General features: G+C 68.0%; 11 protein-coding genes. 7 read left to right on the forward strand and 4 right to left on the reverse strand.

Going from position 1 to position 12,620, the window contains the following annotated elements; genetic code table 11:
• Window positions 1-134: 134 nt before the first annotated feature.
• Together DXK21_RS05885 and DXK21_RS05890 are read right to left on the reverse strand one after the other, a co-directional pair.
• The gene (locus DXK21_RS05885) at window positions 135-1,112 is read right to left on the reverse strand and encodes a glycerophosphodiester phosphodiesterase (RefSeq protein ID WP_114816853.1); all 978 of its coding nucleotides are present in this window, start codon (window positions 1,110-1,112) and stop codon (window positions 135-137) included.
• Between the two features lie 107 nt (window positions 1,113-1,219).
• Entirely contained in the window at window positions 1,220-2,146 is a 927-nt protein-coding gene (locus tag DXK21_RS05890; protein ID WP_114816854.1) for an Hsp33 family molecular chaperone, read from the reverse strand.
• A 190-nt stretch (window positions 2,147-2,336) separates the two neighbouring features.
• Between DXK21_RS05890 and DXK21_RS05895 the strand changes: the two genes are divergently transcribed.
• From DXK21_RS05895 to DXK21_RS05920, 6 genes are all read left to right on the forward strand, one after another.
• Entirely contained in the window at window positions 2,337-2,876 is a 540-nt protein-coding gene (locus DXK21_RS05895) for a hypothetical protein (RefSeq protein WP_114816855.1), read from the forward strand.
• 84 nt (window positions 2,877-2,960) lie between these two features.
• Entirely contained in the window at window positions 2,961-4,850 is a 1,890-nt protein-coding gene (gene serA / locus DXK21_RS05900; protein ID WP_114816856.1) for a phosphoglycerate dehydrogenase, read from the forward strand.
• 97 nt (window positions 4,851-4,947) lie between these two features.
• Window positions 4,948-6,765: an autotransporter domain-containing protein gene (locus DXK21_RS05905; RefSeq protein ID WP_114816857.1), complete on the forward strand. Its 1,818-nt coding sequence runs from the start codon at window positions 4,948-4,950 to the stop codon at window positions 6,763-6,765.
• Between the two features lie 228 nt (window positions 6,766-6,993).
• Window positions 6,994-7,623, forward strand: a complete 630-nt coding sequence (locus tag DXK21_RS05910; protein ID WP_114816858.1) for a M23 family metallopeptidase — start codon at window positions 6,994-6,996, stop codon at window positions 7,621-7,623.
• Between the two features lie 113 nt (window positions 7,624-7,736).
• Window positions 7,737-8,717: an ABC transporter ATP-binding protein gene (locus DXK21_RS05915; RefSeq protein ID WP_114816859.1), complete on the forward strand. Its 981-nt coding sequence runs from the start codon at window positions 7,737-7,739 to the stop codon at window positions 8,715-8,717.
• Window positions 8,714-10,159, forward strand: coding sequence for an ABC transporter permease (locus tag DXK21_RS05920; RefSeq protein WP_114816860.1), 1,446 nt, complete (start codon window positions 8,714-8,716; stop codon window positions 10,157-10,159). Before DXK21_RS05915 ends, DXK21_RS05920 begins: the two co-directional genes overlap by 4 nt.
• Before the next feature lie 113 nt (window positions 10,160-10,272).
• Here the strand turns inward: DXK21_RS05920 and rpsU are convergent, their stop codons facing one another.
• Window positions 10,273-10,521: a 30S ribosomal protein S21 gene (rpsU, locus tag DXK21_RS05925; RefSeq protein ID WP_114816932.1), complete on the reverse strand. Its 249-nt coding sequence runs from the start codon at window positions 10,519-10,521 to the stop codon at window positions 10,273-10,275.
• 192 nt (window positions 10,522-10,713) lie between these two features.
• On the opposite strand from rpsU, the gene DXK21_RS05930 reads away from it, so the two are divergent.
• On the forward strand, window positions 10,714-11,409 hold the full coding sequence (locus tag DXK21_RS05930; protein ID WP_114816933.1) for a COQ9 family protein: 696 nt from the start codon (window positions 10,714-10,716) through the stop codon (window positions 11,407-11,409).
• Between the two features lie 113 nt (window positions 11,410-11,522).
• Here the strand turns inward: DXK21_RS05930 and DXK21_RS05935 are convergent, their stop codons facing one another.
• Window positions 11,523-12,620, reverse strand: coding sequence for a 5-(carboxyamino)imidazole ribonucleotide synthase (locus tag DXK21_RS05935; protein WP_114816861.1), 1,098 nt, complete (start codon window positions 12,618-12,620; stop codon window positions 11,523-11,525).

Below are 12,620 nucleotides of genomic sequence, written 5' to 3' on the forward strand. Positions count from 1 at the left end.
CGCGGAGCGAATGGGGAGGTGGATCGGCGGCGCAGCCGACGAGACGGAGGGGGCGGCTCGACGGTAGCGTTTGCGTCGCCCCCTCCACCGCTACGCGGTCCCCCTCCCCACAGAGTGGGGAGGAAAGAGAGGCGTTAGCGCGCCGCGACCGCCATGCCCGGAAAGTCGCTGAACACGGCGTCGACGCCGAGGGCGTAGAAAGCCTTGAGATAGGCGGTCAGGTCGCCGTGGGCGGCGGGGGCGTCGCCGTGATGGTGTTCCAGGGGAAGGAAGGCGTTTTCGGCGCGGAAGGTCCAGGCCACGACCTTGAGCCCGGCGGCGTGGGCGTCGGGGATCAGGGGCGTGGGGGACTGGCTGCGGGAAGCGCCGTCGCGCGGCAGGATCAGGCCGGTCTCGACACCGATGGCGTCCGCATAGGCGGCGACGGCGCTGAGGCCCTCAGGCGTGCTCATGGCGGCATAGGTCAGGTCGGGACGGTCGGCGGGGCCGCCCATGACGCTCATCAGTTGCAAGAGGGGGGCGTCGATGCGGGCCTTGAGCCGTTGCAGCGGGCCGACCTCGAAGCACTGGATCAGGATGGGGGCGTCGGCGGCGGTCAGGCCGTGGCGGTCGAGGGCGGCGACGAAGGCGTCTTCCATCGGCAGGCCGACGCCGGCGAAATAGGAGGGGTGTTTCAGTTCGGGGGCGACGCCGATGACCCGTCCGGTGCGGACGGTCTCCTGGCGGGCGATGGCCACGACCTCGTCAAAGGTGAGGATCGGCTCCTGACCGTCCCAGGCGGTATTGGCGGGACGGAGCAGGGGCAGGCGTTCGCGGGCGCGCAGGGTCTGCAACTCGGCCAGGGTGAAGTCTTCGGTGAACCAGCCGGTGGTCTGGACGCCGTCGATGGATTTAGTGGTCTTGCGAGCGGCGAAGGCGTGGCGGTCGGCCACGTCGGTCGTGCCGCCGATCTCGTTCTCGTGGCGGACGACGAACTGGCCGTCGCGGGTCATGACCAGATCCGGTTCGATGACATCCGCGCCCTGTTCCACGGCCAGTTGATAGGCCAAAGCCGTGTGCTCGGGCCGTTCGCCGGACGCGCCGCGATGGGCGATGACTTGGGGGGCGGACATGGCGTCAGGATGGGCTGGATCGCCCGCCGAGGGTAGGGGGCAGACAGGACAAAGGCGGCGGAGCCGTCGCCCCGCCGCCTTCGCTCAGTGACCCCGAAAAAGGGAGATCAGCCGGCGATCTCTTGCGGGTCGATCTTGTAGATGGTCGAGCAGTATTCGCACGTCGCGTGGATCATGCCGTCGTCCTCGACCATCTCGGCGCGGTCCTCGGGGGGGAAGGACTGCATCACCGTGACCAGCCGTTCCTTGGAGCAGCGGCAGACGGCGGCCAGGGACCGGGCGCCCTCCAGCCGCACGCCGTCCTCGTGGAACAGGCGATACAGCAGGGTCTCGGCGCTGATGGTCGGGTCGATCAGCTCGTCGTCGCCCAGGGTGTGGAACAGGGCGCGGGTGCGTTCCCACACCTCCTCGGTCGAGCCGCGCGCGCTGTCGCCGGCGATGACCTGAATCATCGCCCCGCCCGCGCGCCATGAGGTTCCGGCCTCGGTGGTCACTTCGCCCACGGCCAGGCGGACCTTGGTCGGCACCTGCTCGGACTGGGTGAAGTAGTGTTCGGCGCACAGCGACAGGCTGTCGCCCTCGATCGGGGTGATGCCCTGGGTGCGTTCGAAATCCTCGCCCCGGTCGATGGTCATGATGAAGACGCCCTGGCCCAGCAGGGCCTGCGCGCCGGGGCGTGCGACGCCTCCCGCGGCCTGGGCGACCTCTTCGGGATCAAAGCGGCAGAAGCCGCGCAGCGTCCCGGCGGTGTCGTAGTCGGCCACGACATAGCGCACCGGGCCGTCGCCCTGGGCCTGAACGATCAGGCGGCCCTCGAACTTCAGCGCCGAGCCGACGATGGCGGCCAGGACGCAGGCTTCGCCCAGTAGGCCGGCGACGGGTGCGGGATAGTCATGGGCCGACAGAATCTTGTCCACCACCTCGCCCAGCCGCACCAGGCGGCCGCGCACGGGCCAGCCTTCGATCTGGAAGGCGGCGGCGAAATCGTCGGCGTGAGCCTTGATGGTCTGTGCGGCGGGCGCGTGATCGGTCACGGCGAAGATCCTGAAAAAGGCGAAACTGTCTGGAAGCGGCGCAACATAGGGAGGCGACCCGCCCTTGGTAAGGGGGAGGGGCCGATCCGCCGACGAGGCTTGCAGCTTGACCGTTTACGGCGGAACCTCTTTCGGCGCGGTTCGCTCCTGTCCTGACGACAGTTTTCGACAAGAAGAGGTTTGATTGCCCATGGTTCGACAGTTCAACGCCGTGGACGAGGTCCGCAAACATCCAGGCATCACCGCCGGCGTGGTCGCCGTTCTGGCGGGCGTGGGCATCGCCGCCCTGTTGCTGACCCAGCGTTCAGGCCCGACGCGCTATGAGCGGCTGCGTGAGCGGGTCGATCCGCGCGGCTGGTTCGACGCGGAGGCCCTGCGCCATCGGTTCGACGACATCGCGCGCGGCGTGCGGCACGGGGCCGACGACCTGACCCACCGTGCCGCCGACCTGGGCGGCTACGCCGGCGAGCGCGCCGGGCGTCTCGGCCAGGACGCGCGGGCCAAGGCCGAACACTGGCTGCACCATTCGGGCAAGAAGACGCGCAAGCCCATGAAGCGCTACGCCCGGCAGGCGCGGCGCTATGCCGAGGACGCAGGCGATTTCGCGCGTGACCACGCCAGGGAGGGCGGGGCCCTGCTGGCGGTCGCCACCATCGCCGCCGCCATCGGCGCTGCGGCGCTGGAAAGCCGTCGCAAGAGCCAGGGATCAGGCGGTTTCGGCAAATTGTGACGGTTTTGGAAAATTCATGCGGAAAGGGGGGCTTCGGTCCCCCTTTTTATTGCTGCAAGTGCGAAGGTGGGCTAGGTGCGGCGCATGACTTCGCCCGTCTTCATCTTCGACTTCGATTCCACCCTGGTGCGCATCGAGACGCTTGAAGCGCTCGCTGACATCGCCCTGTCCGACGCGCCTGATGCGGCGGCGAAAAAGGCCGAGATCGCGTCCCTGACCGATCAGGCCATGACGGGGCAGGTGGACTTCGGCACGGCCCTGCGTCGTCGGCTGGAACTGCTGGCCTTGAACCGCAGTCACGTCGAGGCGCTGAGCGACCGTATTCTGGACGAGGCCAGCGCCTCGATCCGCCGCAACGTGGACTTCTTCGAGCGTCACGCCGAGCGGGTCTATATCCTGTCCGGCGGTTTCCGCGAGGTGATCGCGCCCCTGGCCGCGCGGCTGGGGATCGCCGCCGATCATGTCTTGGCCAACGACCTGATCTATGACGCCGAGGGCCGGGTGACGGGCGTGGACGACGCCAACCCCCTGTCGCGTGATAACGGCAAGCCCGAGGTCATCAAGGCGTTGAACCTGACTGGACCCGTGGTCATGGTCGGCGACGGCTGGACCGACGCCGAGGTCAAGCTGGCCGGCGCCGCCGACCGTTTCTACGCCTTCACCGAGGTCGTCAGCCGGGCCAAGGTGATCGAGGTCGCCGACGCCGTCGCCGCTTCGCTGGACGAGGTCCTGTTCGCGGAGGGCGTGTCGGGCCGTTGGTCCTATCCGCGCAACCGCATCAAGATGCTGCTGCTGGAGAACATCCACCCCGCCGCCGTCGAGCGGCTGGAGGAGGCGGGCTACTCCGTCGAGACGATGAAGGGCGCGCTGGACGAGGACGACCTGATCGAGGCCATCAAGGGCGTGCATGTTCTGGGCATCCGCTCCAAGACCAATGTCAGCGCACGCGTGCTGGAGCACGCCGACCGTCTGCTGGCCGTCGCCGCCTTCTGCATCGGCACCAACCAGATCGATCTGGAGGCCGCCGCCGAACATGGCGTGGCCGTGTTCAACGCTCCCTATTCCAACACCCGCTCGGTGGTCGAACTGGCCATCGGCCTGACCATCGTCCTGATGCGCGATGTGGCCGACAAGTCGGCGGCCATGCATCAGGGCCAGTGGAACAAGTCGGCGACCGGGTCGCGCGAGCTGCGGGGCAAGACCCTGGGCATCGTCGGATACGGCGCCATCGGCTCGCAGCTGTCGGTGCTGGCCGAGGGGCTGGGGATGCGCGTCATCTTCCACGACCTGTCGGAGCGGCTGGCCCTGGGCAACGCCCGGCGGATGCGCTCGCTGGACGCCCTGCTGGCCGAGGCCGACGTGGTCAGCCTGCACGTCGACGGGCGCAAGGACAACGCCGACGTCATCGGCGCGGCCCAGTTCGCGAAGATGAAGCCGGGCGTCCTGTTCCTGAACCTGTCGCGCGGGCACGTCGTCGACGTCGACGCCCTGGCCGAGGCGGTGAAGTCGGGCCGGGTCGCCGGCGCGGCGGTCGATGTCTTCCCCGAGGAGCCGCGCACCAACGCCGACCCCTTCGACAGCCCTCTGCGCGGACTGAAGAACGTCATCCTGTCGCCCCACATCGGCGGCTCGACCGAGGAGGCGCAGGAAGCCATCGCCGAGTTCGCCGCCGAGCGGCTGCTGGGCTATCTGAACCGGGGCGACACCACCTTCTGCGTCAACCTGCCGAACGTGCAACTGGCCGAGGTGTCGCGCGCCCACCGTCTGCTGCACATCCACAGGAACCAGCCGGGCGTTCTGGCCGAATTGAACCGCGCCCTGTCGGCGGCGGGCTTCAATATCCTGGGCCAGCATCTGAAGACGGACGAGCGCACCGGCTACGTCATCACCGACGTGGATCGCGACTATGATCCCGAGGTGCTGAAGGTCCTGCGTGACCTGCCGGGCACGGTCCGCTTCCGAATGCTTCACTGAACGACGTTCACCTTCCCTAGGGGCATCTTGCGTTCGCGGCGAAGCAGCGCATCCTCTCCATAACGACCGCGCACTGACGGTCGAGGGAGGAACACCGATGTCTCGTCTTCTTCGCGGAGCGGCTCTGGCCGCGCTGACTCTGGCTGCCGTCTCGACCGCAGGCGCCGCAGGGGCCCAGAGCTACAACCGTCTGGTCGTCTTCGGCGACAGCCTGTCCGACAACGGCAACCTCTATGCCGCGACGGGCAATACGACGCCGACCTCGCCGCCCTATTATCAGGGCCGGTTCTCGAACGGGCCGGTGTTTACCGAACTGCTGGGCTTCAACGCCGGGCGTTACGCCGCCGGCGCGCCGGTGACGGGCAGCATCAATCTGGCCTTTGGCGGCGCGCGCACCGACAGCGCGGCCTCGCCGCCGGGCATGCGCAACCAACTGCTGGCCTATACGGGCGCGGGCGGAAAGTTCGGCGCGGGCGATCTTGTCAGCATCCTCGGCGGCGCCAACAACATCTTCCAAGCTGTTCCGGCGGCGGGCGCATCCGCCAACCCGCAGGGCGCCATCGCCCCGGTGGCCCAGAGCGCGGCGGCGGACATCAACTTCATCGTCAACAGCGTGGCCTCGGCCGGGGCGGGGACGATTTTGGTGACGAACCTGCCGCGTCTGGGCACGACGCCGCAGTTCAATCAGGGGCCGGGCCTGCCGGCCAAGCCTCTGGCCGACTATGCCGGCACGACTTTCAACAGCGCCCTGCAGACGGGGCTGATGACGGTGGCGGCGAACCAGGCCAACAGCAACATCATCCTGATGGATCTCTACAAGATCAGCGACACCCTGACGGCCAGCCCGGATCGCTTCGGTCTGACCAACGCCAAGGACGCCTGTTTCAACGGTGTGACCGTCTGCGCCAATCCCGACGGCTACCTCTACTGGGACGGCGTGCACCCGACGGCGGCGGGGCACCGGCTGATCGCGCGCCTGGCCAACGACTATCTCTACTACGGCGATCTCGGCTCGCAGACGGCGGTCCTGGGCGAGACGGCCTGGCGGCACCGCGAGGATGCGCTGGACGGTTCGACCGCCAGCCTGTCGGGGCGCGACGCCTGGACGGCGGGGACCGCGATCTCGGTTTCGGCCCTGGCCGACCGGACCGAGACGGACGCGCGCGGCGCCATCGGCGAGGCGACCTCCAACGGCTATGGCGTTCGCATCGCCCTGGAGTCCGGCACCGAGACGATGAAGTTCGGCCTGGCCGGCAGCTATCGCAACGCTGATGTGGACGCAGGAAGCCTGAACGTCGATCTCGACACCTTCGGCCTCGACCTCTACGGCGGCTGGCGCTCGGGCGACATCTTCGTCAACGCGGCGGCGGGCGTGGCTCAGGACGATTTCAACGACATCAGCCGTCTGACCTCGCTGGCTCCCGTCGTTCACACAGGTTCAACGCGGGGCGTTTCCACCGGCGCGCGTCTGCAGGGCGGGATGTGGTTCGACATGGGGGGAATCGCCCTGTCGCCGCGCGCCGCTGTGGCCTGGATCAACAGCGACGTGGACGGCTTCATGGAGCAGGGCGTCGCGGCCCAGTACGCCTATCAGGACCGCTCGGTGCAAGGCACGACCGCCGAGATCGCCCTGCGCGCCGAGGGCGGCGTCGACCGCTTCCGCTTCTTCGCCGAGGGCGGGTATCGCGACAGCCTCAGCGACGACAGCGACGCCGTGCGCACCGGCATCGCCGGCAATCCCGCCAAGATCCTGGCGCGCGAGGTCGATCAGCCCTGGGGCGGTCAGTTCCTGGCCTCGGCGGGGATCGAAGGCACGGTGATGGACCGCCTGAAGGTCTCGATCGGCTACAAGGGCCGCTTCGGCGATCAGGCCAACAGCCATATGGGCGGGGTGCAGCTGACCCTGCCGCTGTAAGGCGAAAGCAACCGAAGAGGGGCCGCGCGGTCGAGGATCGCGCGGCCCCTTTGCGTTTGGGTTCCACGATGCGACGCCGTGTCGCCCCCGAGGCGCCCCATTCAGGTCCCGGTGTGATGCCAGAAAAGGACAACCCCGGCCGTCGGCGACTGTTTTCTCCGCCATCCGCGCATCGCGCGAGCACGACGGCCCTCCCGCTTGAAAGAGCGCCAGGAGCTGTTGTTTCGTATGCGTTTTCTTCCCCCGGCCGCCCGGCCGTTCGTGCTTCATGTCGGTCAGATCACCCTGCTGGCCGGCGCTGCTGTTCTGGCCATGGCCGCCGCGCCGCTGAACGGCGCCAATCCCGCCCCGGACAAGGTCGAGGATCTGTCGGCCCCCGCCGCCCCGCCGGTGACGGCGGTGGCCAAGCCCGCTGGTCCCCTGATGCGCAAGGTTGTGTTCGAGGCCCCGGTGAAGGGCTATCGGATCAACTCGGCCTTTGGTCTGCGCAAGCTGGCCATCGAGGCCAAGGCTCGCGCCCACAAGGGCGTGGACATCGCCGCGCCCAAGGGCACCAGCGTCTATTCGACCGCCGAGGGCAAGGTGGTTCGCGCCGGTTTCCAGGCCGGCGGCTACGGCAACTTCATCGAGGTCCAGCATCCGAACGGGATGAGCAGCGTCTATGGCCACCTCAGCCGTATCGATGTCCACACCGGCCAGTCGGTGGCCACGGGCGAGCGCATCGGCCTGGTCGGCTCGACCGGCTATTCGACCGGCCCGCACCTGCATTTCGAGGTGCGCCGTAACGGCGGTCAGGTGAACCCGACCAAGGTCGTGGGTCAGAGTTTTGACGTGAAAGTCACGGCGCCCAAGGTCTAGGACGCGCCGCGTCGGGGTCTGCGGCAATGATGACCGTTCCGTAATGTAAAATGCCCTTTCCATTCCCCGTCTCTGACCGTTAGGATTCGTCTCTGACGGTTGGAGGATAGGGCATGGCGGCAGCGCTGACGCTGGATGGGATCAGCAAGAGATACGGCGGCTTTCAGGCCGTGTCCGACCTGAGCTTCGAGGTCGAGAAGGGCACGATCTGCGGCTTCCTGGGCCCCAATGGCGCGGGCAAGACCTCGACCCTGCGCATGATCCTGGGGCTGCAGCCCGCCACCTCGGGCCGGATCGAGATCCTGGGCGCCGACGACGGGCGCAAGGTGCGCGACCGGATTGGTTTCCTTCCCGAAGAGCGCGGCCTCTACAAGAAGATGACGCCGGTGGACGCCATCGCCTTCTTCGGCGGGCTGAAGGGCTTGCCCGTGGCCGAGGGCCGCAAGCGCGCCCGCGAGATGCTGGAGCAGATGGGCCTGGGCGACGCCCAGAAGAAGAAGATGAAGGAGCTGTCCAAGGGGATGGCTCAGAAGGTCCAGTTGATCGCCTCGGTCGTGCATCGGCCCGAGTTCGTGATCCTGGACGAGCCGTTTTCCGGCCTCGACCCGATGAACCAGCAGGGGCTGGAGGCCATGATCCGGGCGTTGGCCGCGGACGGCGCGACGGTCCTATTCTCGACCCACGTCATGCAGCACGCCGAACGCCTGTGCGACAAGGTCGTGCTGCTGGCGCGCGGCAGGAAGGCCTTTGAAGGCACGGTGGATCAGGCGAGGGCGACCTCGCCGCGCTTCCTGGAACTGGAGGGGGCGCTGGACCTCGCTGCGGTCGCGGCTCTGCCGGGGGTAAGCGGCGTCGAGGTGCTGAACGACCACGACGGGGCGCGCATCCTTCGGGCTGGTCTGGCCCAGGGGGCAGGAGGGCAGGAGGCGCTGAAGTCGGCCTTCCTGACCGGGCTGGACGTGCGCCGGTTTCAGATCAAGGAGCCGACCCTGCACGACGCCTTCATCGCCCTGACCGGCGATCACCCGGACGATGACCAGAGCGTCGCCAGAGACGCCGCCCACGATGGGCTCAAGGCGGAGGCCGCCCGATGAACCGCACCCTTCTGATCGCGCGCCGTGAATACATGGCCTACGCCAAGACCGTCGGCTTCTGGCTGTCGCTGCTGGCCTTCCCCCTGTTCGGGGCGCTGGGCGGAGCCATTCCCATTCTGATGAGCCATGCCGAGCCGACGCGATCGGTGGCCCTGGTCGACGAAGCGCCGACCGGCTCCGGCCTGGCGGCCGCCGTGCGGCAGTCGCTGGAGAACGAGCAGGCGAAGGGCGACATCAACGCCCTGCGCATGGCCGCCATCCCCGAGGCGGGCGTGGCGGGCGGCGACCGGGTGCGCCAGATCGCCGAGACGCAGGGCTATGAGGCCGGGGTTGCCGCCCTTAAGCGTGAAGCGCCGCGCGCCGGGGCCGGCTTCACCGCGCCTAAGCCTAGCCTGACCCTGGCAGCGCCGCCCGCCGAGATCGTCGCCGCCGCGCCGGGCGAGGCCCGCGACGCCCTGGCGCGCCGCTACCTCAGCGATGAGGCGCCGGACGGCCAGAAACTGAGCGCCGTCGTCTTCCTGACAGAGATCGAGGGCCAGCCGGGCGCTCGCGTCTGGACCGCCCGCGCCACGGACGACGCGGTCGAGAACGCCGTCCGCGACGCTTTGAAGGACGTCAACCGCCGTCAGGTCTTCGCCGCCAGCGGCATTGACCCCGCCGTGGTGGCCCAAACCGACCGCTTCCGTCCCGAGCTGGCTGTCTTCTCGCCCAAGGCGGCGTCGGGCGGCGAGGTGTCGTTCCGCGACAAGCTGCCGACGGTGGTCGGCCTGGCGGTCGGCTTCATCCTGTGGTCGCTGATCATCACCGGCGCCTCGATCCTGCTGAACAGCGTCATGGAGGAGAAGTCGAACAAGATCCTGGAGGTCCTGCTGTCTTCGGCCTCGGCGACCGAGATCCTGACCGGCAAGGTGCTTGGCGTGGCGCTGCTGACGCTGACGGTGCTGGTCGCCTGGGGCGGGCTGGGGGGAATCGGCCTGATCGCCGCCGCCCCGGATATGGCGGGCGACATCGGCTCTGTGCTGATGAGCAACGGGCTGCTGATCTACTTCCTGCTGTTCATGGTCGGCGGCTATCTGATGTACGCCGTCCTGTTCGCGGCCATCGGCGCCTTCTGCGAGACGCCGCGCGACGCCCAGACCCTGATGGGGCCGATCATGATGGTGCTGTTCGTGCCGCTGATCGTCATGCAGATGGCCATCCGCACGCCCGACGCCACGGTGGTCAAGGTGATGAGCCTGATCCCGCCCTTCACCCCCTTCGTCATGGCGGCGCGCGCGCCCAGCGGTCCGCCTCTGATCGAGATCATCGGCGCCCTGATCGGGATGTTCCTGTTCGCCGCCCTGATGGTCTGGGTTGCGGGCCGCGCCTTCCGCGCCGGCGCCCTGTCGGACGTGAAGCTGAACTGGAAGAGCTTCCTCGGCGCGGTGCGCGGGGGAAGCTGAGGCGTGTGAAACCTTCTCCCTCAAGGGGAGAAGGATTTCAGGGAGACAAAGAAAAGGCCCGCTCCGGTTTCCCGGGGCGGGCCTTGATCTTTTCAGCCTGGGCTGGAGCCGTATTACCGGCCGCCTGCGCCCGGAACGCGCGGCTTCGGAGCCGGCAGCAGGCCTTCGCGCTGGGCGCGCTTGCGAGCCAGCTTGCGGGCGCGACGGACAGCTTCAGCCTTTTGACGGGCGCGCTTTTCCGAAGGCTTTTCGAAGTGCACGTGGCGCTTCATTTCACGGAAGCTGCCTTCACGTTGCATCTTCTTTTTCAGGGCCTTGAGCGCCTGATCGACGTTGTTGTCGCGAACGAAAATCTGAACCAGGGTTATCTCTCCTTTGGCCGCCCGCCGCGTCCTTTCGAAGGGAGACGGGCAGACAAAATAAAAATCTCGACCGAAAGAACTAAGGCTCTCGGATGAAGGCGCGCTGATACACGACCAGTCGGGGCCTGTCCAGATCGACACAGGCAATCGTGATGGGTCGAAATGCCGGAAGGACAGGACTATCTTGGGGATATGACCGAAGCCGCCCCCGCCGATCCCAAACCCGCCCCGCCCAAGGACGACTGGGCTGTCCGTATGGAGCAGGCGGTGCTGGACGCCGCTATAGAACGCGCGCCCGCGCTAGGCTGGAACAGCCGTCTGGTGCGTGCGGCGTGCGAGGCCAACGGCCTGTCGCTGGGCGACGAGGAACTGCTGTTGCCGAACGGGGCGCGTGATCTGGCGGTTCTCCTGTCGCGGCGTCACGATTCGCGCGCCCTGAAAGCGCTGGAGGCGACGCCTGCCGAGACGATGAAGATTCGCCAGCGAATCGCCGCCGCCGTCTCGGCGCGGATGGAGGCGGGGGCCGAGGACATAGAGGCGGCCAAGCGCTGCGCCGGCTTTCTCAGTCTGCCGACCAATATCGACTTGGGCTTCAAGCTGGCCTGGGAGAGCGCGGACCATCTTTGGCGTTGGGCCGGGGACACGGCGACGGACCAGAACCACTATTCCAAGCGCGCTATCCTGGGCGGCATCCTGATTCCGGCCCTGACCATGCGCTGGTTCGAAGGGCGCGAGGCGGCGGAGGCCTTCGTCGCCCGTCGCATCGAGAACGTCATGGCCTTCGAGAAGTGGAAGGCAGGCAAGGATTTCGACGCGCCGCTGAAAGCGGTCACGGAAGCGCTGGGACGGCTGAGGTACGGGGCGAAGGAAGAGACGCCCTCGACTTGATCTCAACCGTCATCCCGGCCGCAGCGAAGCGGAGAGCCGGGACCGCCAAAAATGCAGACGTCTGAGTCTATCGCGGTCCCGGATAGCGGCTGCGCCGCTTCCGGGATGACGGATCAGATCGAACCTAGCACCCGGTTCACGTGGGCCATCTTGCGGCCGGCGCGGGCCTCGGCCTTGCCGTAGAGGTGCAGGCGGGCGTTGGGTTCGGCGGCGAACGTGCGCCATTCCTCGACCTCGTCGCCTAGCAGGTTGGTCATCTCGATGCGGGCGTGGGCCTCGGTGGGCCCCAGGGGCCAGCCGACGATGGCGCGGATATGCTGCTCGAACTGGTCGCAGACGCAGCCGTCCTGGGTCCAGTGGCCGGTGTTGTGGACGCGCGGGGCGACCTCGTTCACCAGCAACTCGGGGTTTCCGTCAGAATCGGCGCCCATGTCGAACAGCTCGATCCCCATGACCCCGACATAGTCGAGGCCGTCGAGGACCGCCGAGGCGATCTCCACGGCGCGTCCTTGCGTCTTCGCATCGACGGCGGCGGGGGCCAGGGTGGTTTTCAGCACCCCGTTGGCGTGGATGTTCTCGCCCAGAGGATAGACGGCGACGGCGCCGTCACGGCCGCGCGCGGCGATCACCGACAGTTCGCGGTTGAAGACGGCGGCGGCTTCCAGAACAGCGGGGCGGCGCCCGATGGCGTCGAAGGCGTCGGCGGCGTCGGCGGCGTCCCTGATCCAGACCTGACCCTTGCCGTCATAGCCTTCGCGGCGGGTCTTCAGCAGGGCGGGCAGACCAAACGTCTCGATGGCGGTGGTGAGGTCATCCAGGGTCGAGACGGCGGCGAAGTCGACGGTCGCGGCGCCGACCGCGTTCAGATAGGTCTTCTCGTCCACCCGGTCCTGAGCCACGGCCAGAGCGGTCGGTCCTGGTGCGACCAGGGCGCCGGCTTCGGCCAGTTGCTCGACCGAAAGGGCGGGCACGTTCTCGAACTCGAAGGTGACGACGTCGCACAGGCGGCCGAGCGCCTGCAGCGCGTCGGGGTCGTCATAGGGGGCGGTGATCTGGGCGCGCGAGACGCGGGCGGCCGGGCAGTCGGGCTCGGGGTCGAGGATCACCACGTCGAAGCCGAGGCGCGAGGCGGCCTGGCTCAGCATCCGGCCCAACTGGCCCCCGCCGAGAATGCCGAGGGTCGATCCGGGGCTCAGGGGCAACTGGGGCAA

The sequence above is a fragment of the Brevundimonas bullata genome, assembly GCF_003350205.1.
Lineage (GTDB): Bacteria > Pseudomonadota > Alphaproteobacteria > Caulobacterales > Caulobacteraceae > Brevundimonas > Brevundimonas bullata.

Coding starts and splice junctions, on each gene's coding strand:
- DXK21_RS05885 (WP_114816853.1), bottom strand. CDS start 1,112: ATGTCCGCCCCCCAAGTCATCGCCCATCGCGGCGCGTCCGGCGAACGG.
- DXK21_RS05895 (WP_114816855.1), top strand. CDS start 2,337: ATGGTTCGACAGTTCAACGCCGTGGACGAGGTCCGCAAACATCCAGGC.
- serA (WP_114816856.1), top strand. CDS start 2,961: ATGACTTCGCCCGTCTTCATCTTCGACTTCGATTCCACCCTGGTGCGC.
- DXK21_RS05905 (WP_114816857.1), top strand. CDS start 4,948: ATGTCTCGTCTTCTTCGCGGAGCGGCTCTGGCCGCGCTGACTCTGGCT.
- DXK21_RS05910 (WP_114816858.1), top strand. CDS start 6,994: ATGCGTTTTCTTCCCCCGGCCGCCCGGCCGTTCGTGCTTCATGTCGGT.
- DXK21_RS05915 (WP_114816859.1), top strand. CDS start 7,737: ATGGCGGCAGCGCTGACGCTGGATGGGATCAGCAAGAGATACGGCGGC.
- DXK21_RS05920 (WP_114816860.1), top strand. CDS start 8,714: ATGAACCGCACCCTTCTGATCGCGCGCCGTGAATACATGGCCTACGCC.
- DXK21_RS05930 (WP_114816933.1), top strand. CDS start 10,714: ATGACCGAAGCCGCCCCCGCCGATCCCAAACCCGCCCCGCCCAAGGAC.